Source organism: Euzebyales bacterium (assembly GCA_036374135.1).
GTDB lineage: Bacteria > Actinomycetota > Nitriliruptoria > Euzebyales > JAHELV01 > JAHELV01.
This window is the reverse complement of sequence record DASUUK010000067.1, coordinates 28,098-50,596: the sequence shown is the minus strand read 5'-3', so window position 1 is coordinate 50,596 and position 22,499 is coordinate 28,098. Positions and strand designations below refer to the sequence as shown.

Here is a 22,499-nt window from a genome sequence, read left to right as displayed (position 1 = left end):
CGGGCCGTCGCGCAACCGCCCGGTCCCCGGGTCACAGGCCGACGGCGGCGACGACCTCCCGCACCGTGGCTGCCGACCGGCTGAGCGCGCGTGCCTCGTCGTCGGACAACGGGACATCGAGCACGGCGGCGACGCCATCGCGGCCCACGAGCGACGGCATGGACAGGCAGACGCCGGCGAGATCCGGGTAGACCTCGTCCAGCAGTGAGCTGACCGACAGGACCGCCTGCTCGTCGTTCAGGATCGCCTCGACGATGCGGGCTCCTGCGAGTCCGATCGCGTAGTTCGTGGCGCCCTTGCCACGGATGATCGTCTCCGCGGCGGTGACCGTGCGCTGGAAGATGTCCGCGCGCGCCGTGGCGTCGAGCGCTGAGCGTCCGGGCACGTCCCATTTCAGCAGCGGCACCGCACCGATGGTCGCGCTGGTCCACAGCGGCAGCTCGGAATCGCCGTGCTCACCGGCGATGTAGGCGTGGACGTTGTGCACCGCGACATCGCAGTGCTGGGCGATGTGCAGGCGCAGTCGCGACGTGTCGAGCAGCGTGCCCGACCCCAGCACACGCCCGGTCGGCAGCCCGGAGAACCGCAGGCTCGCGTAGGTCAGCACGTCCACCGGGTTGGACACCAGCAGCAGGGTCGCATCGGGCGCCACCGCGAGCACGTCCGGCACGAGGTCGCGACAGATGGCGACGTTGGCGCCCGCCAGGTCGAGTCGGCTCTGACCGGGCTTCTGCTTGGCTCCCGCCGTGATCACTACGACGTTGGCGTCACGGCACACGTCGATGTCGTCCGAACCGATCATCCGCGCCGGCGGCACGAACGGCAGCCCGTGGTTCAGGTCGAGCACCTCGGCGCTGGTCTTGGCGGCATTGAGGTCATAGAGCGCCACGGTCGCCGCGACGCCGCGGATGAGGCATGCGTATGCCAGGTTGGCGCCGACGCTGCCAGCGCCGACGATCGCGACCTTGGTCGAGCTGGCCATGGGCGGTTCCTCCGCTCGATGCGGTAGTCGGTTCACCGTACGCTATGGCGCCGCGATCCCCCAGGCGTCGTGCGGGTCCGTCGCAGGGCACGTGGGCTACCGTAACGGGCCACGCGGCAAGGGCGCGCGACGAAGGCAACTGATGTCCACCTCCGACACGACCGGTCTGGTGCTGGCGGCCGGCGGCGCGCGCGGCGCGTACCAGGCCGGTGCGCTGGCGGAACTGCTCCCGGCGCTCGCGCAGCGAGGGGCGACTCCGACGCTGCTGATCGGCGAGAGCGTGGGTGCCCTGAACAGCACCGTGCTGGGGGCCCACGCCCACGAGCGGGCACAGGTGCAGGCCGAGGCGCTGGTCGACCACTGGCTGTCGTCGGCGCGATCGGAGGTGCTGGCGCCGTTGTGGCGGCAGCTTCCGGCGATCGCGCTGCAGTACGCCGGTGAGACGCTCGGCGTGCCGGGCCTCGCGTTGCGCGGGCTGCTGTCGGTCACGCCCCTACGCCGGATGCTGGACGACCGCATCGGCTGGGATCGAATGCACCGCAACGTGGCCGACGGCGTGCTCGACGCCATCGGTGTCACCGCGACGGCCGTGGTGTCCGGCCGCAGCGTGACTTTCGTCGAGCGCGCGGGTGCCCGCCCGCTGCCCGACGAGGAGGACCTCGACTACCATGCCGCGACGCTCGGTACGGACCACGTCATCGGCTCCGCTGCCATTCCGATGCTCTTCCCGCCGTCGTGGATCGACGAGCCCAGCGAGGCGGCGGCGTGGTACGTCGACGGGTCCACCCGGCTGCACACGCCGCTGCGGCCCGCGCTCGACCTGGGTGCGGACCGTCTGGTCGTGATCGGCACGACCAGCCTGCGGCAGCGGGAGCGCCGCGCGACCGATCACCGTGCGGTCGACCTCGGCGACACCGCGGTGACGCTGCTGCACGCGATGGTCGAGGATTCGCTGCGTCGCGATGTCCGCCGTCTCGCGCGGATCAACACGTGGCTGGCCGCCACGGAGACGGATCCCGCGACCGTTGCGCTTCTGCGCGGTGTGTCCGGCCGGCCCCCGTACCGCGACGTGCCGTTCATCGCCATCGCACCGGGCGATCCGTACGAGATCGGCGATCTGGCACGAGCGGTGTTCCACGACCGCTACGGCGGGTGGCGGGCACTGCGGGATCCCGACATCGAGGTGATGCATCGCCTCCTGGGTGGTGACAGCCCGCTGCAGGGCGAGGTCCTGAGCTTCGTGCTGTTCGACGAGGTCTTCCACGCCGAGCTCGTCGCGCTGGGTCGACGCGACGCGCGGCGATGGCTGCGGGCGAACGACGGCGCGGGGTTCCGCACCGCACTGGACGCGTAACCTGGCTCACACGACGACCGCGCGCGGGCTGCCGCGATCCCGGCCGCGGGCGACGTCGTTCCAGGCCGCTGCGAGGCGGCGAACGCCCTCGGCGATCGCATCGGGGGCGGCCACGAACGGAAGCCGGACGTGGTCGCGGTGGTCGCCCGCAGCGAGCCCGAAGCTCGCGCCGGTCGCGAGCGCCACTCCGTGCCGCTCGGCCGCGCGCACGAGCGCCGGCGCGTCCGGTGCGGGAAGTCGTATCCACAGCGACAGTCCACCGGCGGGCGATCGCCAGGTCCAGTCCGGCAGGTGGGTGCGCATGGCGTCCTGCAACCGGGCCAGCCGTCGCGCCAGCTGCTCCCGACGGCGAGCCGCGACCTCGTCGGTGCGTGGCAGCAGCCGTGTGGAGACCAGCTGGTCGATCGCCGGCGTGCCGTAGTTGGTCACCGTCTTGATCCGTCCCAACCGCTCGATCGTCGCGGGATCCGCGCGCACCCAACCGATGCGCAGGCCACCCCAGAAGACCTTGCTCATCGAGCCGAGCGTCAGCACTGGCGCCTCAGGATCCACGGCGGCGATCGGTGGGGGCGGTTCGCGCTCGAACCACAGGTCGTGCTGGACGAGATCCTCGATGACGGGGACGCGGAACTCCGCCGCCAGGCGGGCGACCTCCCGCCGGCGAGCGGCCGACAGCACCGCACCCGTCGGGTTCTGGAAGTCGGGGATCAGGTACACGATGCGTGGCAGCGATCGCGTCATCAGGGCGGCCAGCTGGTCGGTGCGCGCTCCATGCCCGTCGACGTCGACCCCGAGCAGCCGGCCGCCGATCGATCGCAGGACGTCGAGTGCGCCGATGTACGACGGCGCCTCCACGGCGACAGGATCGCCCGGTTCGACGAACAGCCGACCGGCCAGCAGGACCGCTTCGACGGCACCGGTCGTCACCATCACCTGGTCGGGTGCGGTCGCCAGCCCGTGATCTGACAGATGCCTGGCGATCTCCTCGCGCAACGGTGGCAGCCCGAGGGGGACGTAGCCGTGCCCGGCCGTCCACCGTCGGATCTCGTGCTCGTCGAGGTCAGCCATCGCGGTACGCACCTCGGGCGCGCAGTCGACGGCTGCCGCGAGCAGCTCGATGCTCGCCACCGGGCCACCTGACAGGTCCCGCAGCAGCGCATGCTCGTCGAGTTCGTGCACGAGCTCGCGCCGCCCATCAGCCGGTGGACGGGTGATGCTGCGGACATAGGTTCCCGAGCCCTGGCGGCGAGCCACGAGCTCGCGACGCTCCAGCTCCTCGAGTGCCGACGCGACGGTACTTCGGCTGACCGCGAGATCCACGCTCAGCTGACGCTCCGCTGGGAGGCGGTGGCCGGGCGCCAGGCGACCGTCCTCGATGGCATCACCCAGGGCGGTCGCGAGCCGTGTGTAGAGGGCCCCGTCACCGATCGCCCAACCGTTGATTGCATCCAGCAGCTGCGGAATAGGGACATCCATTGACCAGCCATTCTGCGTTGAATGGACCGAACTGTATGTCCTAGTCTGCAGTCCAATAGGCCAGAGCGCAAAGATTTCAGTCCAATCTGTGCATTGGTGTTGAGTCTTCAGAGAGGGCGGCAGATGTTCGATCTGTGGTGTCCCGTCATCGGCAGTGCGGTGTTGCGCTGGTCGAGTGACGTCGTGTCCGTCGCCAACCCGCGCCGGGGTGAGATCGACGTGCTCATCCGGTGTGCGTGCGACGACCTCGTGCTCCTGCGTACGGGCCGCCGTCGCGCGGGCATGGAGGAGACCGTGCACGGGGTCGACGCTGACGCTGCCCTCCACGCACGTGCTGGTCGGGTCACGCAGGCGCATGGATGAGCGCTCGGGGCGCGAGACGTTCCTGGGTTCCGGCCGCCCGCGCCGGTGCCGTGGCGGTGTCGCCGATCGTCGTCGGCGTCGTCCCGTTCGGTCTCATCGCCGGCGCCGCCGCCGTCGAGCGGGGGTTGACCGCCGCCGACGCCATGGCGCTCTCGGTGGGGATCTTCGCCGGTGCCGCACAGCTGGCGGTGATCGAAGTCCTGGGCACCGGCGGCTCGATCCTGGTCGCCGTCTTCACCGCGCTGGTGGTCAATCTGCGGATGATGATGTACAGCGCGTCGTTGTCGCCGTGGCTGGCCCATGAGCCGGTCGCACGCCGGGGCATCGCCGCGTACGTGCTGACCGACCAGGCGTACGCCGTGTCGTTGGCCCGCTACACCGATCCCGACGACGAGGAACTGCGGGCCGCTGACCGTCTGCCCTTCTACCTCGGCGCGGGCGCGACGTTGTGGTTCACCTGGCAGGTGTGCACGATCACCGGCGCGGTCGCTGGCGGCGGCATTCCCGACGGCGTGCCGTTGGGCTTTGTGATCCCCCTGGTCTTCCTCACGCTCCTGCCGCCGGCGGTGAGCGACCGCCCGACGGTCGTCGCGGCCATCGTGGGTGCCGCAGTGGCCACGGTCGGTGCCGCGTGGCCCGCGAACCTGGGCATGTTGACCGGCGCGGTGTGCGGCATCGTCGCGGGCTCGGTGATCGCTCTGCGATTGCCTGCGCGGGAGGTCGCGGGTGCGGGGATGCCGTCATGACGCCGGACGCCGTCGCCGTCGTCATCGTGGCCGGGCTCGGCACCCTGCTGATCCGTGCGTCGTTCCTGGCGTTCGCGCACCGCATGTCCACCGTCCCCGATCAGGTGCGCACCGTGCTGCGGATGATCCCCGCTGCCGCCCTCGCGGCGCTCACCGCGCCGGCCCTGCTGCGACCGGACGGCCAGTGGGACCTGCTCGGACCGACCGCGATCGCCGGGCTCGCCGCGGCCGTCGTGGCATTCCGGTTCCGCTCGATCGTCGCGAGCCTGGTCGTGGGGTTCGCGACGCTCATGACGCTGCAGTACCAGCTCGGTTGATGCGCGACGGGCGCGCGCCATCCGGATCGGCCGCTACGACATCGCAGTCGACATGACCGTCCTGCGCGACGGTCCGACCATCTCGACGAGGCGAGCGTCACCTTCACCGCCGGCCCCGGGACCTCGCGTGGCACGTCGGTCACGCCGATCTCATCCGCGAGTCGGTCGACGGGCTCACCGGAGAGGCCCCCCGCGCTGACACCGGTCGGCTGTAGAAGTCCTCCAGCGCCGCGCGGGCGTCGTGTGGATCGTGGCTGCGGTAGGCGTGTGACCTACGGTCTTGCGGAGCGGGTGAGGGGAATCGAACCCCCATTGCGAGCTTGGGAAGCTCGTGTTCTGCCATTGAACTACACCCGCATGGAGGCCGAATCGTAGCGGCCGCGCCGCGTGTGCTGCAACGCGGCGCACGTCCACACCCTCCGCCCCCGCGCTCGCGCCACCGCCACGGATCGCACCTAGACTCTGTGGAACGCCTTCACCACTGTGAAGGCGTGCACAAGCTCTGCCGCCGCACCACCCTTTCCGGTCACCGCCGAGGAGCGGTCGATGAACCAGATCGTCAGAGCCATCGCGGGCATGGTCATGCGGGCGCCGTGGGTGGTGATCGGCGTCGTCCTGTTGGTGACCCTGGGCCTCGGCTACTTCAACAGCGAGCAGCAGCAGGTCACCGGCAACGAGGGGTTCTCACCGGACAACGAGGAACTGACGGCCCTCGAGCGCTCCGGCGAGCTGTTCGGCAGCACCGACACCGTGATGCAGGTGATCGTCGAGTCCGAGTCGGGCGACGTGTTCACCGCCGATGCCTACCGGGCGGCCACGACGCTGCGCGAGGCGATCCAGGACAGCGAGGCGGCGGACCGGCTCGCCGAGCAGCCGGGTCGAGACAGCGTCATCACCTGGTTCGCGCCGGTCGAGCAGGTGGCGGCCGCGCAGGGCAGCGACCTGTTGGCGCTCGACGACGAGCAGCTCAAGGACCTCTACCGGCAGGCCTATGCGTCGCTGCCTGACGAGCAGACGGGCTTCGTCGACCCACTGGTCGCCGAGGGCGGTGACATCGCGGAGGCGGAGGGCGGCAAGGCGCTGCTGCTGCTGTTCCTCGACACCGCAGACTTCGGCGACGACTTCGCCGCGATCACCGAGCTGCAGACCACCATCGTCGAGGCGGTCGATCAGGCGGAGCTGCCCGACGACCTCAGCGCCGACGCGTTCGCGTTCGGCCTGCTGTTCGAGGAGCAGGACGTCGCCGCCGAGATCGCGCGGTTGTTCGGCATCGCCGCGCTGATCATCCTCGTCGTCCTCATGTTCGTCTACTCGATCCGTCCGCGGGGGGACGGCTCGTGGTTGGGCGCGGCGCGCCGGACCGTCGCGGACGTCGCGCTCACCCTGGGTGCGATCGTCATCGCGATCACGTGGACCAACGGGATCGGGGTGCTGCTCGGGCCCGACTACCTGGACGTCATCGGCTACTTCAACCCGATCACGCAGATCATCCCGATCCTGCTCATAGGTCTGGGGGTCGACTACGCCATCCACCTCAACTCGCGCTACCGCGAGGAGGTCAGTTCGGGCAAGGGCGTCGGCGAGGGCATCCGCACGGCGCTGACCACCGTGGGCGTCGCGCTGGTGCTCGCGACGGTAACGACGTTCGTCGGCTTCATGACCAACCTCACGAACCCGTTGCCGGCGCTGCGCGACTTCGGGATCCTCGCTTCGGTAGGCATCGTGGCGGCGTTCCTGGTGTTGATGACGTTCGTGCTGGCGGCGCGGTTCCTGCTGGACCGCGGAGCCGAACGCCGGGAGCGGCTGCCGCGGCGGTCACTGGCATCGACACAGAGCAAGGCGCTGCCCGCCGCGATGTCGCGGACCGCGGTGCTCGCCGAACGGATCCCGTTCGTGACGCTCGGCGTGACCCTGCTGTTGGCCGGGCTTGGCGCCTACGGCTTGACGCAGCTGTCGACCGAGTTCAGCTTCACCGACTTCATCGCCGAGGACGAGCCGATCCTCGAGACCTACGAGACGCTGCAGTCCGACTTCGGTGGAGGCTTCGGTGAGACCACGACGGTGATGTTCGACGGCGACATCGCCACGCCGGAGTCCCACAACGCGATGGTCGACGCCCTCGACAACCTGAGCGATGTCGACGACGTGCGCGCGGCGGGCGGTACCCCGCTCGTGAGCATGCCGCCGACGCTCCTCGGAGAGCTGCTCGCGCCGGCCCCAACCGGCGGACCGCCGCCGGGGGCAGGATCAGGCGATGGTGGTCAGGCGCCGGACGCCGAGCAGGCGCCCGGGGACGCCCAGGGCGCGCAGCAGGGTGAGGCTTCCGCCGGTGGACAGGCGGCACAGGTGCCGGCGGCGCCACCGGAGTTGCTGCAGGCAGTGGCGGACACGGAGCTTGGCGAGGACCTGCGCGTCGCGGAGGACGCCGACGTCCCCGCGCTCTACCAGGCGATGATCGACGCGGCACCCGACCGCGCCGCCAACGTGTTGGCTGTGACCGATGACGGCCTCGTCGCTCAGGCGCAGATCCAGACGTCCGCCGGAGAGACCGGCGCCGGTGAGCTCGCCGACAGCCTCAGCGAGGCGTTCGGGCCGGTCGCCGACGCCGGCGTCGACGTCACCGTGACGTCAGATGCGATCGTCAGCGACGTGGTCGTGACCGAGATTCGGGACGCGCAGGTGCAGTCACTGGTGATCACCGTGCTCGCCGCGATGGTCCTGTTGATCATCGTGTTCTGGATCCGCGTGCGCCGGCCGTTCCTCGGCGTGCTGACCGTCCTGCCCGTCGGACTGGTGCTGCTCTGGACGTTCGGGATCATGGCGGCGCTGGACATCGCGTTCAGCCCGGTGACGGCCACCATCTCGGCGCTCGCCATCGGCATCGGCGTGCCGTTCACGATCCACGTCGCGATCCGCTTCCAGGAGGACCGCGTCCGGTTCGACAATCCCGAGGACGCCATCCGGTCGACCACCCGCTTCACGGGTGGCGCGCTGGCGGGCTCGGCCTTCACGACCATGGCCGGGTTCTTCGTGCTGCGGTTCTCGTCGCTGCCACCGTTCCAGCAACTGGGCACGGTCGTGGCGATCGCGGTCGGCTGCTCGCTCGTCGCTGCGGTGCTGGTGCTGCCGAGCCTGCTGGTGCTGTGGGACCGCTGGCACCGACGCCGCGGTGACGCGCCGACGCCGGCGTCGGCGAGGGAGACCACACCGTCGGGCGTCTGAGCGCGGTCGGCGGCCGTCGCGACGTGCATTGCGCGCCAGTGGCGTGATCAGCCCGCGGCGCGATCGGCCAGTGCGATGGCGCCGAGCACGCCGGCGTGGTCGCCCAGCGCCGGACGCACCACGTAACGATCGACGTGCTCGGTGATGTCCGGCACGTCCAGGTAGCCGTTGAGCCGTTCGACCAGCCGCGCGCGCAGCCGGTCGACGAGCCCCTCGAGGTGCAGCACGCCGCCGCCGAAGATCAGCCGGTGTGGCGACAGGATGTAGCTCATCGCGGCGGCCATCTGTGACAAGTAGTCGGCCTCGATGTCGATCGCCCGGTGCAGCTCGTCGCCCCGCAGGTCCTGCGCAGGGCTGCCCCAGCGCTCGGCGATCGCCGGACCCGCCGCCATGCCCTCCAGGCAGTCGCCGTGGAAGGGGCAGCGGCCGGCGTAGTCATCGTCGGGGTGGCGGGCGATCGGCAGGTGCCCCATCTCCGGGTGCAGCAGACCGTGGATCGGCATCCCCTCCTGCAGGCCACCCCCACCGATCCCTGTGCCGACGGTCACGTACACGCACGACGGCACGTCGGATGCCGCACCCCACCGTGCCTCACCCAGCGCGGCGCCGTTGACGTCGGTGTCGAACCCGATCGGCACGTCGGCGACCCGACGCAGCGGTGACAGCACGTCGGCGTTCTGCCAGCCGGGCTTGGGTGTGGACGTGATGTAGCCGTAGGTGTCCGATCCGTCGCGGAGGTCGACCGGTCCGAAAGAGGCCACCCCGATGCCGCGGAGGCCGTCAGCGTGGCGCTCGACGAACTCGCAGGTGCGTCCCAGCGTCTCTTCGGGCGTCGTGGTCGGGAACGTGGTGACGTCCCCGAGGTCGCTGGGGCCCGTCCCGACCGCACAGACGAACTTCGTTCCCCCGGCCTCGATCCCGACGTACATCCACGCACCCATCTGTCGTCTGCGTCGCTCGCACGTGATGCATCATGGCGCATCCATCGGGCCACGTGCATCAGCGGAGTGACATGGGAGACGGCAACGCCGGAACGGCCTACATCAGCGGTGCACTGACGCGTGTCGACGACCTCGCTTCGGCGCGGCGCTACTACGAGCGGCTGGCGGCGGTCTGCGCGTCCTGTGGTCTCGACCCCTATGTGCCGCACCTGCGTACGGACCCCGAACACCACAGTGAACTGTCGCCGCAGGCCGTCTTCGAGCAGGACACGGCCGCGCTCGCTTCAGCCCGGCTGGTGCTCGCGTACATCGGCGCGCCCTCGCTCGGCGTGGGTGCCGAACTGGTGCTCGCGTGCAACGCGGACACGCCGGTCCTGGCACTGCACCGTCCCGACGAGCGGGTGAGCCGGTTCATCCTCGGCTACCTGTACCAGGCCGGCGCCCGGATCCTCAGCGCGAGTGACGCCGCCACCGAGGACGTGGTGGGACGCGCGCTGCGCGACGTGCTCACGCGCACCAGTTGATGTGGGAGCCTGGCCGGGATCGCGCCACCGCTGGAGGAACAACGCGGACCGGGGCTGGTCGACGGCACGCGGACGCGACGAGGCCCGGGCCGGTTCCCGCCAACCGCCCCCGGGCCTCGTCTCCCGCCGCCCCGGCTCCCGCCTCGCGTACCGTCAGGCCGTTGCCACCATCAGCCGGTGGACCTCCTGAAGGTAAGCCGAGGAGTGCGCCACGCCGCGTTCCGCATCGGCCAGCGCCCGCCGCGCCAGCTGCCGGACCGCGTCGCGCAGCGAGTGTCCCGCCGCAGTGAGCCGTGCCACATCGTGTGCGACCGTCAGCGCCATCGTCGTGTCTCCCGCGTTCGTTCCTGCAGCGACCACGATGGCCGATCAACGCGGCCCTGTCGTCATCAGCATTGGTGAATCCGCCCGCATGTGCCGTTGCCGACGGGGCGCGCCCGCCTGTGGGGAAGTTCCGGGCGTCATGTGTTGACAGGTCTCCCCAGGGGGTGGCGGGCGTCCGCCTGTGGGGAGAGTTCGGGCGCAGTGTGTTGACAGGTCTCCCCAGGGGGGCGGCGGGCGCCCGCCTGTGGGGAAATTCCGGGCGTCATGTGTTGACAAGTCTCCCCAGGGGCGGGAAGGGGGTGGCGAGGCCGGTCGACGCGCCGGCGGTCCGTGTCAGGCGGTGGTCGACGGATGCATGTCGTCGCCGTTCACGGCGGCGACCGGCAGCAGCGAGTCGGCCAGCAGGGACGCGACGTCGACCACCCTGACCTGGCCCTCGGCCAGGCCATCGGGGCCGGTGCGGTCCTGGACGGCATCGTCCAGCATGACGAGACAGAACGGGCAGGCCGTCGACACGACGTCGGGCTCGAGCGCGAGCGCCTCGTCGATCCGCTCGGTGTTGACCCGCTTGCCGATGGTCTCCTCCATGTAGAACCGCGCCCCACCGGCACCACAGCAGAATCCGCGGTTGCGGCAGCGTGGCATCTCGACCGGCTCGAGGCCCTCGACGGCGTCGACGACCGAGCGCGGTTCGTCGTACACCGAGTTGTGGCGGCCGAGGTAGCAGGGGTCGTGGTAGGTGACCCGTTTGGCGACGGGGGACTGCGGCGACAACCGGCCCTCGGCGATCAGGTGCGCCAGCAGTTGCGTGTGGTGCACGACGTCGAACCGGCCGTCGAGGTCCGGGTACTCGTTGGCCAGCGTGTTGAAGCAGTGCGGGCACGTGGCGACGATCTTCAGCTTGTCCGCCCCCGCCTCGGTCAGCGTCTCGATCGTCTGCTCGGCCAGCATCTGGAACAGGTACTCGACCCCCAGCCGGCGCGCCGGATCGCCCGTGCACGTCTCGGCCTGCCCGAGCACCGCCCAGCGCAGCCCGGCCGCGTCGAGGAGGTCCGCGACCGTCCGCGTGGTCTTCTTCGAGCGGTCCTCCAACGCGCCGGCACAGCCGACCCAGAACAGGTAGTCGACCTCGTCGGGGTCCACGTCCTCGCCGAGCACCTTGACGTCGCGGTCGCCGGCCCACTCCAGCCGCTTCGACGCGCCCAGCCCCCACGGGTCGCCGGAGTTCTCGAGGTTGCGCAGCATCCCGCCCGCCTCCGACGGGAACGCCGACTCCATCTGCGACTGGTACTGGCGCAGGTCCATGATGTGATCGACGTGCTCGATGTCGACCGGGCACTCCTCCACGCAGGCGCCGCAGGTGGTGCACGACCACAGCACGTCGTAGTCGATGACGGCCGGGGCCCCCGGGGCGTCGCCGACCAGCGGAGGCACCTCGCCGTTGGTGGCCACGCCCGACAGCAGCGACGGCCCACGCTCCCACAGGTGGTCGCGCAGGTCCATGATCAGCAGCTTCGGTGACAGCGGCTTGCCGGTGTTCCACGCGGGGCACTGGCTCTGGCAGCGCCCGCACTCGGTGCACGAGTAGAAGTCGAGGAACCGCTTGACGCCGAACTGCTCGATCGCGCCCACGCCGAGGACCTCGTCCTCGCCCATCTCCTCGATGTCGATGCGCTTGGTCTCGAGCTTGCCCAGCGCCTTCGGCTTCCGCGCCAGCGGGATCGTGAAGGGGATCGTGAAGATGTGCAGGTGCTTGGAGTGGAGGGTGAACAACGCGAACGCGACGAACACCAGCAGGTGCGCCAGCAGCGCCAGCGTGCCGACCAGGTGCAGCGTCTCTGGGCCGAGCGACACGAACTGATCGCCCAGCCACGACGACACGAACGCGCCGTCCGGGTATGGCAGCGTGCCTTCGGCACCGCGCACACCGCGCAGGATGAGCACCGAGTACAGCAGCGCGAACTCGAACAGCAGCACGTACCAGCCCTGATCGAGGTTGGAACCGGCGAAGCGTGACCGGCGTCCCACCCGACCAGGCGCCTGGGCCAGCCGCACGAGCACGAACCCGACCACGGCCACCAGCACGAGCAGGGTGAACAGGTCCTGGAGGAACCCCAGCCATTCGCTGTCGCCGAGCAACGGGATCGCGAACTCGGGGTCGAAGACCTCGCCGACGGCCTCGACCGTCTGGCTCTGCAGGACGATGAAGCCCCAGAAGATGAACGCGTGGAGCACGCCGACGCCCGACCACGCGAGGATCTTGCGCTGTCCCAGCACCTCGTCGACGAGCGATGTCCACCGCTGCCGCACCGCGGCCACGCGCTCCGGCATCGGCTGGGCCACGCCGAGGAGGCGGACGAGGTAGACGATGCGGCGCACGATCAGCGCACCACCGCCACCCAGGATGGCCAGGCCTCCGACCAGGCGCAGGATGTCCAGCATGTCCATGTTGCTCCCTACGGCCGCTCTTCCAACCTCGCGGCGGGACGCGATGGTACTTGAGACGCGTCCGGCCGCGCCGTGCAACGGACGTCCACAGTGCCGCCCATGGCCTCTCGGCAGTTCGACATCGTCCACGCGACGCTGGAGGACTGCAGCGAGGCGACGGATTGGTCGTCGTGATCGGCGTGCTCCGCGCCTTCACGCGCCCCACCGTGCCGGATCAGCCGTCGGGCTCCAGCGCGTAGCCCATCTTGCGCAGTGCCGTGTTGACGCCGACGATCGCCTGGACCCGCTTGCCGCTCGCCATCGCGGCCGCCACGCAGTCGCCGTAGCTGAGCGTCACGTCGGGGTTGGCGGCCATGATCGCGAACGCGCGCTGCCGCAGCTGATCGTCGCTGCCGACGATGCGGATGCCCCCGCCGCGGACCGACCTGGCGAGCGCGTCGCGGAACGCGACCACGCGGTGGAGGCCCGGATCACGCCGCAGCGCGGTCGCGGCCTCTGCCACGGCGATGTCGGTCGTGACCAGCATGTCCCGTTGCTCGAGCAGGTGCTGGAAGTGCCCGAGCATCCGCCTGTGTGAACGATGGGCGGGACGCAGCAGTGCGACGAGCGCCTCGCTGTCGACGTAGACCTGGCGCATCGTCAGGTTCCCGCGGTCCGCGATCGGTTCCTGCGCAGCGGCGTCGATCCGTTCTGAGCCAGCTCGACGAGCGGCGCGAACCCGCCACCGGCGTTCTCCTGCTCGAGGTAGCGGCGTAGTGCACGGCGCACGTGCTCGGCCTCCGACAGCCCGGTGCGCCCAGCGAGCAGTTTGAGCTCGTGGTCGAGGTCATCGTCGAGGTACAGCTGCTTTCGGATCATCGCATGTGCGAGCCTAGAACATGCTGGCGGGACGTGTGTCCGGGCGGCTTCCGCGCAGGTCCAGGGTCTAGGGTGGCCGCGTGACGATCCGTCTGCTCCTCCCGCTGTGCGCACTCGTGCTCGCCGCGTGCGCCGGAGCCGCCGACGTCACCACCTCGGACGCGGAGCGGACCGCTCGTCCGAGCGCCACGACCGGCACTGGTGGACCGTTGCAGCCGTCGGAGGGCTTCGACGTGTCCGAGGTCACGTTCAGTGACGGTGAGCGCCGCGTGGTCATGCCGGTGCTGGTCGCCGACAACCGGAGTCTGCGGGCGACGGGGCTGATGTTCCGCACCGACCTGCCCGCAGAGGCGGGCATGCTGTTCGTCTACGAGGAACCCGTCGAGGGCGGCTTCTGGATGAAGAACACGCTGCTGCCGCTGACGATCGCGTTCGTGGGGCAGGATGGCACGGTGCAGCAGCTCGTCGACATGGAACCGTGTGACGCGGAACCGTGTCCGTCGTACGCTCCGGACGCACCGTACGTCCACGCGGTCGAGGCCAACCAGGGCTACTTCGCGACACGCGGCATCGCGCCGGGCTGGACGATGGAGGTCGGTCCACGGGGTGGTGATGGCGGGTGACGGTCTGGGTGATGTGGCTCGTGGCCGTGGTCGTGCTGCTGCTGCCCGTGGCGCTGATGGTGATCTTCCACGGGTCCGATGTGGCCGACAGCAGGGGCCGTCGTGTGAGCAGCCGCTGGCGCCGGCGGCGCGATCGTCGATGACCGGCGTGCGCACCGCGGACACGACGTCCCAGGGCGTGCGGGTGTGACCGGTCTGGCTGGCCGGGTCGCGCTCGTCACCGGCGGCTCACGTGGGATCGGCGCGGCCGTCGCACGACGACTCGCGGAGCTCGGCGCGACCGTCGCGCTCGGGTTCCGCGAGGACGCCGATGCCGCCGCATCCGCCGTCGCGTCGCTTCGCGGCTCCGGACATGTGACCGTCGCGGCCGATGTCGCCGACCCCGCGGCGGTCCGCCGGATGGTCGAGTGGGTCGTGTCCGCGGCTGGCGGCATCGACGTGCTCGTCAACAATGCGGGCATCTACCGCACCCATCCCCTGGACGCGACGTCCTACGACGACTGGTGCGCGGCATGGCAGCGGACGCTCGCCGTCAACCTGCTCGGCGCTGCCAACGTCACCTGGGCCGTCGCCAGGCACATGATCGACACCGGTCGTCGCGGCCGCGTGGTCAACGTGTCGTCCCGCGGTGCGTTCCGCGGCGAACCGGACCATCCGGCCTACGGTGCCAGCAAGGCCGCGCTCAACAGCATGGGGCAGTCGCTGGCGCAGCACCTCGCGCCGCACGGCATCACGGTCACCGCGGTCGCGCCCGGCTTCGTCGAGACGGACATGACCGCCGATCTGCTCGCCGGCCCCGACGGGGCGTCCATCCGCGCCCAGAGCCCGCTCGGGCGGGTCGCCACCGCCGACGAGATCGCCGACCTCGTCGCGTTCCTCGCCTCGGACCGCGCCGTCATCGCGACCGGCGCGATCGTCGACGCCAACGGCGCGTCGTACCTGCGCACCTGACGTGCGAGCGGAGGACCGTCACGGGTCATCCGTCACGGGTCGCGCACTGCGCAGTGGTCGGTCAGTCGTCGAGCACGAGGCAGAACGGGTGCCCGGCCGGATCGAGGTAGACCCGGAAGCTGTCGGGCGCGGGCTGCACGTCCGTCCTGCGCGCGCCGGCGTCGAGCACCGCCGACTCGCCGACATCGAGATCGTCCACGAGGAAGTCCAGGTGCAGTTGCTGGGCACCGGCGGGCTCCGGCCACGTGGGCGGTTGATGGTCCGGCACGTGCTGGAACGCCAACGTGTGTCCGCCACCGCTGTCCAGCTGCACCCAGCCGTCGCTGCGGGAGTCGACCGGCCAGCCGGTGACGCGCCCGTAGAAGGCGGCGAGACCGTCCGGATCGGCACAGTCGAGCGCGGTCAGCTGCAGGCGGGCGATCGGCTCCATGGGCGAACGATACCCCGGCCGGGCGTCGATGTGCCCGGCTGTGCGACGCGTATGCTCGCGATCGTGCGTGACCAGACCAACGGACGCGACCACGACATCGTGGTGTTCGGCGCGACCGGTTTCGTCGGTCGACTGGTCGCCGAACACCTGGCCGCGCGTGCACCGGCCGGTGTGCGGGTCGCACTGGCGGGCCGGTCCGCGCAGCGGCTGGCGGCCGTCCGCGACGCCCTCGGGCCGCCATCCGCCGACTGGCCGTTGCTGGTCGTGAACGCCGCCGATCAGGCCGCGGTCGGGGCCATGGCCGCGGCCACACGGGTCGTGGCCACGACAGTCGGTCCGTACGCCAGGTACGGGATGGCTGTTGTCGCCGCATGTGCAGGCCACGGCACCGACTACGTCGATCTCACCGGCGAGGTCCTGTTCGTTCGCGACAGCGCGGACCGCCACCACGAGCGCGCGGCCGCGACGGGCGCCCGCATCGTCCACTCGTGCGGTTTCGACTCGGTGCCGTCCGACCTGAGCGTGCTGATGGCCGCACGGGCGGCGGCAGACGACGCCACCGGCGAGCTCGACCGGGCGACGCTGGTGCTGCGGTCGGCCTCAGGCGGTGTGAGCGGCGGGACGATCGAGACGCTGCGCACCCAACTGGAGCACCTGGCTGACGATCCGGCGCGTCGGCGCGTGGTCGACGATCCGTACGCGCTCAGTCCGGACCGGTCCGCGGAGCCGGACCTTGGTCCACAGCCCGACGTCACCGGCCCACGCTTCGATCGGGACCTGGGGACGTGGACCGGTCCGTTCGTCATGGCGGCGTACAACACGCGCGTCGTGCGCCGCAGCAACGCGCTGCAGGGATGGGCGTACGGTCGGCGGCTGAGGTATCGCGAGGTGGTCGGGTTCGGCCGTGGACCGACGCGCCCACTGCTGGCGCTCGGTATGACAACGGGCATCGCCGTCCTGTTCGGTGGCATGCGGTTCGCGCCCACGCGTGCGCTGCTCGACCGTGTGCTGCCCGCGCCCGGGGCGGGTCCCGACGCACGGACCCGCGCCGATGGGCACTTCCGCTTCGACCTGTACGCCCACACGGTGACCGGTGCGCGCTACGGCGTGGCGTTCGGTGCACAGGGCGATCCCGGGTACGCGGCGACGTCGGTGATGATCGGCGAGAGCGCGCTGGCGCTCGCGACCGATCAGGCCGCGGTGCCCAGCGGCGGCGGGGTGCTCACGCCGGCCACGGGGATCGGGCGGGTCCTCGTCGACCGCCTGCGGGCGGCGGGGTTCGAGATCCGCGTCGATCGCGCCGTGTGACCGGCGGCTGTCAGTCGTGCAGACGGGCGCCGTGCAGGGTGAGGTCGGCCTCGGAGAACCGGTCGGCGGCGGTCTTGTGCTGATGCCAGTACGGGTATAGCAGCGGTGGGCGTGACACCTGCTCGATGCGGTCGGTCTGCTCGTCGCTGAGCTCGAGATCGGCGGCCGCGAGGTTGTCGGCCAACTGCTCGTCGGTCCGCGCCCCGATGATGAGCGACGTGACACCCGGCCGCGTCAGCAACCACGCGAGCGAGACCTGTGCGGCCGACACCCCGTGCTCCTCGCCCACGTCGACGAGAGCGTCGATCACGTCGTAGAGCGCCTCGGTGTCGCGCACGGGCGGTTCGTCCCACTCGCCCACGTGCCGGGATCCCTCCGGCCCGTCCTGCCCGCGACGGTACTTGCCCGACATCAGCCCCCCGGCCAGCGGGCTCCACACGAGGATCCCGAGCCCCTGGTCGATCGCGGCGGGGACGATCTCGTACTCGAGATCGCGGAAGGCCGGCGCGTAGAAGTTCTGTGTGCTGACGAACCGCGGCAGCACCCGCATCTCCGCGATGCCCAGCGCCTTCATCATGTGCCAGGCCGAGTAGTTCGAGCAGCCGACGTACCGGACCTTGCCGTGGTCGACCAGGTACTCGAGCGTCTCGAGCGTCTCCTCGAGCGGAGTCTGACCGTCCCAGGCGTGCACCTGGTACAGGTCGATGTGGTCGGTCTGCAGCCGCCGCAGGCTCGCGTCGCACTGCTCCATGATGTGGGTGCGCGACAGCCCCGCCTCGTTGGGCCCGTCGCCCATCGGGAAGCGCACCTTCGTCGCGAGGAACAGGTCATCGCGACGGCCCTTGATGGCCTGCCCGATGATCTCCTCCGAGGCGCCGGTGCTGTACATGTTCGCGGTGTCGATCAGGTTGACGCCCGCCTCGAGGCACATGTCGATCTGGCGGGTGGCGCCGTTGACGCCGGTGTCGCCGACGGCGCTGAAGTCGTCCTCGCCGCCGAAGGTCATGGTGCCCATCGTCAACGCCGACACCCGCAGGCCCGACGCTCCCAGCTGCCTGTACTCCATGCCGACGGACTACCCGGGTCGCCGGGTGGACACACGCCGACGACACGCTGACACCTACGCTGGGGTCGCGCCAATCTTGCGTCCCCTGGAAGTGTGTTCACCCGACCGGTAGAGACAGGAAACTTGAGCGCTGCACGCTAAGACTTCTTGCACTTCAGCGTCGCCCTGCTAGCCTTGGGCCAGGCTCTACAACGTTCACGACGACAAGGAAGTGCATCCATGGCACGAGCAGTTGGCATTGACCTCGGCACGACGAACTCGGTCGTCGCCGCGATGGAGGGCGGTGAGTCGGCGGTCATCCCCAACGCCGAGGGCTCGCGCACGACCCCGTCGGTGGTGGGGTTCTCCAAGTCCGGTGAGATCCTGACGGGCGAGGTGGCCAAGCGCCAGGCGGTCACCAACCCGGACCGCACGATCCAGTCGGTCAAGCGCCACATGGGCACCGACTGGAGCATGGAGGTCGACGGCAAGACCTACACCCCGCAGGAGATCAGCGCACGCATCCTGCAGAAGCTCAAGCGCGACGCCGAGGCCTATCTGGGCGACGAGGTGACCCAGGCGGTCATCACCGTGCCAGCCTACTTCGGTGACGCGCAGCGCCAGGCAACCAAGGAGGCCGGACAGATCGCCGGTCTCGAGGTCCTGCGCATCATCAACGAGCCGACCGCCGCGTCGCTGGCCTACGGGCTCGACAAGGAGGGCGAGCAGACGATACTCGTCTACGACCTCGGTGGAGGCACGTTCGACGTGTCGGTCCTCGAGATCGCCGAGGGCGTGTTCGATGTCAAGGCGACATCGGGTGACACCAATCTGGGCGGTGACGACTGGGACCAGGCGGTCATCGAGTGGATGGTCGCGCGGTTCAAGGACAACCACGGCGTCGACCTCGGCAAGGACCGCATGGCGCTGCAGCGGCTGAAGGAGGCCGCGGAGAAGGCCAAGCGGGAGCTGTCGACCACCACCGAAGCGTCGATCAACCTGCCGTTCATCACGGCGACGGCGGACGGTCCGCTGCACCTCGAAGAGACGCTGTCGCGCTCGCAGTTCCAGCAGATGACGTCCGACCTGCTCGACCGCACGCGCGAGCCGTTCCACGCGGCGATCCGCGACGCCGGCGTCAAGCCGGGCGACATCGACCAGGTCATCCTCGTCGGTGGTTCGACCCGCATGCCGGCGGTCGTCGACCTGGTCAAGGAGCTCACCGGCGGCAAGGAGCCGCACAAGGGCGTCAACCCGGACGAGGTCGTCGCGGTCGGTGCGGCGCTGCAGGCCGGCGTGCTCAAGGGCGACGTCAAGGACGTGCTGCTGCTCGACGTGACCCCGCTGTCGCTGGGCATCGAGACCAAGGGCGGCGTCATGACGACACTGATCGAGCGCAACACGACGATTCCCACACGGAAGTCCGAGGTCTTCACCACGGCGGAGGACAACCAACCGCAGGTCGAGATCCACGTGCTGCAGGGCGAGCGCCAGATGGCGGCCTACAACAACACGCTGGGCAAGTTCCAGCTGGTCGACATCCCCCCGGCGCCGCGCGGCGTGCCGCAGATCGAGGTCACGTTCGACATCGACGCGAACGGCATCGTCAACGTGTCCGCCAAGGACCGCGGCACCGGCAAGGAGCAGTCGATGACCATCACCGGTCAGTCGGCTCTCCCGAAGAACGACATCGACCGCATGGTCCGCGAGGCCGAACAGCACGCCGACGAGGACAAGCGGCGTCGTGACGAGGCCGAGGCGCGCAACACGGCTGACAACCTGCTGTACCAGACCGAGAAGCTGGTCAAGGACAACGCTGACAAGATCTCCGACGACCACAAGGCGAAGCTCGAGCAGACGCAGGGTCAGCTGCGCGAGGCGCTGAAGAGCGACGACATCCAGTCGGTCCGCAATGCCAGCGACGAGCTGATGCGGGTCAGCCAGGAGGTCGGTCAGGCCCTCTACGCGGCAGGCGCCGCGGACCAGGCCGGACAGCAGACCGCGAGTGGGTTCGCCGACGGCGGCGACTCCGCCGGCGATGACGACATCGTCGATGCCGAGGTGGTCGACGATCCGGACGACGAGGGGGCTGCGTGACCGACGCACCCGAGGAACGTCAGCCCGGCGCGCCCTCGACCGACGAGGACGCCCACCCCGACGAGGTGCCCGCTGCGGGGCCGGGGCCGGCGACCGAGCTGGAGAAGCAGCCGTCCGCCGGATCCGAGACGCCGCAGCAGGACGGATCGGGTGACGTGCCAGCAGACGCCGATCCGGCGGCCGCGGCGCTCGCCGAGGTGACGCAGCAGCGCGACACCTATCTCGACCACCTGCGCCGCGAGCGCGCCGAGTTCGAGAACTTCCGGCGCCGCAGCCAGCGGGAGCGCACGCAGGCACGTGACCGCGGTGCCGAGGCGTTGATCTCCCAACTGCTGGGCGTGCTGGACAACTTCGGGTACGTGCTCGAGGCCGCCAAGGACTCCGACGACGCCGTCGCCAAGGGAGTCCGGATGGTCCACGGCGAGCTGCGGGAGATCCTCGAGCGCGCCGGGCTCGAGGACGTGCCAGGCGTCGACGCGCCGTTCGACCCGACCTGGCACGACGCGGTCATGCAGGTCGAGGGCGAGACGACCGACGACGGTGAGCCAAAGGTGGCCCAGGTGCTCCGCAGCGGATACCGCTTCAAGGGACGGGTCCTGCGGCCGGCGTCGGTCGCCGTGACCCAGTAGGAGGCCAGGTGAGTCAGCGCGACTACGTCGAGAAGGACTACTACGCTGCTCTCGGCGTCGACGAGAAGGCCGAGCAGGCAGAGATCGCCAAGGCCTACCGCAAGCTCGCGCGCGAACTGCATCCGGACGCCAACCCGGACGACCCCAAGGCGGAGATCCGGTTCAAGGAGGTCAGCGAGGCCTACTCGGTGCTGTCGAACTCCGAGAAGCGGGCCGAGTACGACAAGGTCCGCCAACTGGTCGGCAGCGGCGCGTTCGCCGGCGGCTTCCCCGGTGGCGGGTACCCGCCACCGGGCGGCGGCGGGTTCGGCGGTGGTCAGCAGTTCGATCTGTCCGACCTGCTCGGAGGGCTGTTCGGCGAGGGTCAGCCGCAGCCGGGCGGAACGACGTTCGGTCGGACCCGCCCGCGTCGTCAGGGCCCTCGTGGCCGCGACCTCGAGACCGATCTGACGCTGTCGTTCGCCGACGCGGTCGCCGGCGTCACGACCACGCTGCGCATCACCGGCAACGCCGCATGCTCCACGTGTGGCGGCTCGGGCGCCCGGCCCGGCACGACGCCGCAGACCTGCCCGACCTGTCAGGGCACGGGCGCCGTCGCCCGCGATCAGGGCATGTTCAGCTTCTCGGAGCCGTGCGACACCTGTGGCGGCTCGGGGCGGGTCATCCCTGATCCGTGCGCGACATGTGGTGGCACCGGTGTCGAGCGCCGCGCACGCGAGATCCGCGCACGCATCCCGGCCGGTGTGAAGGATGGCGCCCGGATCCGCCTCAAGGGCAAGGGCGAACCCGCGCCGATGGGCGGCGAGCCCGGGGACCTGTTCGTGAAGGTCCACGTGACGCCGCACGAGATCTTCGACCGCCGTGGAGACGACCTGTTGCTGCGGGTGCCGGTGACGTTCGCAGAAGCGACCCTCGGGACGAAGGTCACCGTGCCGACCCTCGACGGCTCGGTCACGCTGAAGGTGCCGGCCGGCACCGAGCCCGGTCGCACGCTGCGGGTTCGTGGGCGTGGCCTTCCCCGGCGCAAGGGTGGCACCGGCGACCTGCTGGTGACCGTCGATCTCGTGGTCCCGCGTCGGTTGACCCGCACCCAGCGCAAGATGCTCGAGGAGTTCGCCGCCACCGACGACAGCGACGTCAGGGCGCACCTGGACACGTACGTCGCCCCCGGGGGCGACGTACGATGAGCGTAGGCCGACGCCCGTGGCCGCGGCTCGCGAGGTGTGCAGGTCATGACCACTGATGCAGGCGTCTACATCATCTCGGTCGCTGCCGAGCTCGCCGGTGTGCACCCGCAGACGCTCCGCACCTACGAGCGCAAGGGGCTGCTTGCTCCCAAACGCACGGCGGGCGGGACGCGCCGCTACTCCCAGCGCGACGTCTTACGCGTCCAGCTGATCCAGCAGCTGACCCAGCGCGAAGGGATCAACCTGGCAGGTGTGCTGCGCATCCTCGAGCTCGAGGACGAGATCGAACGCCTCGAGCGCCAGCTCGAGCGGTCTCGCCAGGAGGTCGAGCGGGTGCACGCCGCGTCGCAGGAGGCGCTGCGCGACGCGCAGCGCCGTGCTTCGACCGAACTCGTGCTGTACCGCCGGGCCCAGATCGAGCGGCACGCGGACCGCCGGTCGCGGCGCTGACGCCCGGGCCCCGGACGGCCGTCCGGGCGTGGGCGCGGTGCGGGCCGCGGAGCCGTGGCGAGGGCCGGGTCTGGCCATCGGGCCACTGCCCTGAGCGGATGCACGACACCGTCCCTGTCCGAGCAGCCCCATCGGACAACGCGCGTCGGCCGGCGGTGTCCTAGCGTCAGGTGCATGAGGCAACAGATGCGGTGCAACGAGAGACGCGCGTGCGGGAGTCGCCC

At 70.4% G+C, this 22,499-nt stretch carries 23 protein-coding genes and 1 tRNA gene; 14 read left to right on the top strand and 10 right to left on the bottom strand.

What is annotated here, in order from left to right; genetic code table 11:
* Positions 1-31: 31 nt before the first annotated feature.
* Positions 32-982 carry an L-lactate dehydrogenase gene (locus VFZ70_11195; protein ID HEX6256361.1) on the bottom strand — a complete coding sequence of 317 codons (951 nt, stop codon included), beginning with the start codon at positions 980-982 and terminating at the stop codon, positions 32-34.
* A gap of 142 nt (positions 983-1,124) precedes the next feature.
* Here VFZ70_11195 and VFZ70_11190 point away from each other — a divergent pair, with 142 nt between their 5' ends.
* Positions 1,125-2,336, top strand: coding sequence for a patatin-like phospholipase family protein (locus tag VFZ70_11190; protein HEX6256360.1), 1,212 nt, complete (start codon positions 1,125-1,127; stop codon positions 2,334-2,336).
* Positions 2,337-2,342: 6 nt separating this feature from the next.
* Here VFZ70_11190 and VFZ70_11185 read toward each other — a convergent pair whose 3' ends face one another.
* Entirely contained in the window at positions 2,343-3,812 is a 1,470-nt protein-coding gene (locus VFZ70_11185) for a PLP-dependent aminotransferase family protein (protein HEX6256359.1), read from the bottom strand.
* A gap of 123 nt (positions 3,813-3,935) precedes the next feature.
* On the opposite strand from VFZ70_11185, the gene VFZ70_11180 reads away from it, so the two are divergent.
* From VFZ70_11180 to VFZ70_11170, 3 genes are read left to right on the top strand one after another with little or no spacing between them, the layout of a single operon-like run.
* Positions 3,936-4,175: a hypothetical protein gene (locus VFZ70_11180; protein ID HEX6256358.1), complete on the top strand. Its 240-nt coding sequence runs from the start codon at positions 3,936-3,938 to the stop codon at positions 4,173-4,175.
* Positions 4,172-4,921: an AzlC family ABC transporter permease gene (locus tag VFZ70_11175; GenBank protein ID HEX6256357.1), complete on the top strand. Its 750-nt coding sequence runs from the start codon at positions 4,172-4,174 to the stop codon at positions 4,919-4,921. The genes VFZ70_11180 and VFZ70_11175 overlap by 4 nt, the downstream gene beginning before the upstream one ends.
* A complete protein-coding gene (locus VFZ70_11170; protein ID HEX6256356.1) occupies positions 4,918-5,238 on the top strand; it encodes an AzlD domain-containing protein in 321 nt (106 codons plus the stop codon). The genes VFZ70_11175 and VFZ70_11170 overlap by 4 nt, the downstream gene beginning before the upstream one ends.
* A gap of 286 nt (positions 5,239-5,524) precedes the next feature.
* On the opposite strand, the gene VFZ70_11165 is transcribed toward VFZ70_11170, so the two are convergent.
* Positions 5,525-5,595, bottom strand: a tRNA-Gly gene (locus VFZ70_11165).
* 189 nt (positions 5,596-5,784) lie between these two features.
* Between VFZ70_11165 and VFZ70_11160 the strand changes: the two genes are divergently transcribed.
* Positions 5,785-8,460, top strand: a complete 2,676-nt coding sequence (locus VFZ70_11160; protein HEX6256355.1) for an MMPL family transporter — start codon at positions 5,785-5,787, stop codon at positions 8,458-8,460.
* Between the two features lie 47 nt (positions 8,461-8,507).
* On the opposite strand, the gene VFZ70_11155 is transcribed toward VFZ70_11160, so the two are convergent.
* Positions 8,508-9,401, bottom strand: a complete 894-nt coding sequence (locus tag VFZ70_11155; GenBank protein HEX6256354.1) for an ROK family protein — start codon at positions 9,399-9,401, stop codon at positions 8,508-8,510.
* Positions 9,402-9,472: 71 nt separating this feature from the next.
* Here VFZ70_11155 and VFZ70_11150 point away from each other — a divergent pair, with 71 nt between their 5' ends.
* Complete coding sequence (locus VFZ70_11150) at positions 9,473-9,925, top strand: nucleoside 2-deoxyribosyltransferase (protein ID HEX6256353.1); 453 nt, start codon at positions 9,473-9,475, stop codon at positions 9,923-9,925.
* Between the two features lie 153 nt (positions 9,926-10,078).
* Here VFZ70_11150 and VFZ70_11145 read toward each other — a convergent pair whose 3' ends face one another.
* The 4 genes from VFZ70_11145 to VFZ70_11130 form a co-directional block, all read right to left on the bottom strand.
* Entirely contained in the window at positions 10,079-10,249 is a 171-nt protein-coding gene (locus VFZ70_11145) for a hypothetical protein (protein ID HEX6256352.1), read from the bottom strand.
* Between the two features lie 333 nt (positions 10,250-10,582).
* The gene (locus VFZ70_11140; protein ID HEX6256351.1) at positions 10,583-12,697 is read right to left on the bottom strand and encodes a (Fe-S)-binding protein; all 2,115 of its coding nucleotides are present in this window, start codon (positions 12,695-12,697) and stop codon (positions 10,583-10,585) included.
* 214 nt (positions 12,698-12,911) lie between these two features.
* Positions 12,912-13,334, bottom strand: coding sequence for a type II toxin-antitoxin system VapC family toxin (locus tag VFZ70_11135; protein HEX6256350.1), 423 nt, complete (start codon positions 13,332-13,334; stop codon positions 12,912-12,914).
* A gap of 2 nt (positions 13,335-13,336) precedes the next feature.
* Positions 13,337-13,555, bottom strand: coding sequence for a CopG family transcriptional regulator (locus VFZ70_11130; protein ID HEX6256349.1), 219 nt, complete (start codon positions 13,553-13,555; stop codon positions 13,337-13,339).
* Positions 13,556-13,635: 80 nt separating this feature from the next.
* Here VFZ70_11130 and VFZ70_11125 point away from each other — a divergent pair, with 80 nt between their 5' ends.
* The 3 genes from VFZ70_11125 to VFZ70_11115 are packed head-to-tail and all read left to right on the top strand — an operon-like array spanning position 13,636 to position 15,129.
* Positions 13,636-14,178: a DUF192 domain-containing protein gene (locus tag VFZ70_11125; GenBank protein ID HEX6256348.1), complete on the top strand. Its 543-nt coding sequence runs from the start codon at positions 13,636-13,638 to the stop codon at positions 14,176-14,178.
* The gene (locus VFZ70_11120; protein ID HEX6256347.1) at positions 14,175-14,321 is read left to right on the top strand and encodes a hypothetical protein; all 147 of its coding nucleotides are present in this window, start codon (positions 14,175-14,177) and stop codon (positions 14,319-14,321) included. The genes VFZ70_11125 and VFZ70_11120 overlap by 4 nt, the downstream gene beginning before the upstream one ends.
* Positions 14,322-14,364: 43 nt before the next feature.
* Positions 14,365-15,129, top strand: a complete 765-nt coding sequence (locus VFZ70_11115; GenBank protein ID HEX6256346.1) for an SDR family oxidoreductase — start codon at positions 14,365-14,367, stop codon at positions 15,127-15,129.
* 61 nt (positions 15,130-15,190) lie between these two features.
* Here VFZ70_11115 and VFZ70_11110 read toward each other — a convergent pair whose 3' ends face one another.
* Entirely contained in the window at positions 15,191-15,559 is a 369-nt protein-coding gene (locus tag VFZ70_11110; GenBank protein HEX6256345.1) for a VOC family protein, read from the bottom strand.
* A gap of 63 nt (positions 15,560-15,622) precedes the next feature.
* Here VFZ70_11110 and VFZ70_11105 point away from each other — a divergent pair, with 63 nt between their 5' ends.
* Entirely contained in the window at positions 15,623-16,867 is a 1,245-nt protein-coding gene (locus VFZ70_11105) for a saccharopine dehydrogenase NADP-binding domain-containing protein (protein ID HEX6256344.1), read from the top strand.
* A gap of 10 nt (positions 16,868-16,877) precedes the next feature.
* Here VFZ70_11105 and VFZ70_11100 read toward each other — a convergent pair whose 3' ends face one another.
* Positions 16,878-17,933, bottom strand: coding sequence for an aldo/keto reductase (locus VFZ70_11100; GenBank protein ID HEX6256343.1), 1,056 nt, complete (start codon positions 17,931-17,933; stop codon positions 16,878-16,880).
* A 219-nt stretch (positions 17,934-18,152) separates the two neighbouring features.
* Between VFZ70_11100 and dnaK the strand changes: the two genes are divergently transcribed.
* The 4 genes from dnaK to VFZ70_11080 are packed head-to-tail and all read left to right on the top strand — an operon-like array spanning position 18,153 to position 22,275.
* Positions 18,153-20,009, top strand: coding sequence for a molecular chaperone DnaK (gene dnaK / locus VFZ70_11095; protein ID HEX6256342.1), 1,857 nt, complete (start codon positions 18,153-18,155; stop codon positions 20,007-20,009).
* Positions 20,006-20,638, top strand: coding sequence for a nucleotide exchange factor GrpE (gene grpE, locus VFZ70_11090; protein ID HEX6256341.1), 633 nt, complete (start codon positions 20,006-20,008; stop codon positions 20,636-20,638). The genes dnaK and grpE overlap by 4 nt, the downstream gene beginning before the upstream one ends.
* A gap of 8 nt (positions 20,639-20,646) precedes the next feature.
* Positions 20,647-21,825: a molecular chaperone DnaJ gene (dnaJ, locus tag VFZ70_11085; GenBank protein ID HEX6256340.1), complete on the top strand. Its 1,179-nt coding sequence runs from the start codon at positions 20,647-20,649 to the stop codon at positions 21,823-21,825.
* A 45-nt stretch (positions 21,826-21,870) separates the two neighbouring features.
* Positions 21,871-22,275: a MerR family transcriptional regulator gene (locus tag VFZ70_11080; protein ID HEX6256339.1), complete on the top strand. Its 405-nt coding sequence runs from the start codon at positions 21,871-21,873 to the stop codon at positions 22,273-22,275.
* The last annotated feature ends 224 nt before the right edge of the window (positions 22,276-22,499 follow it).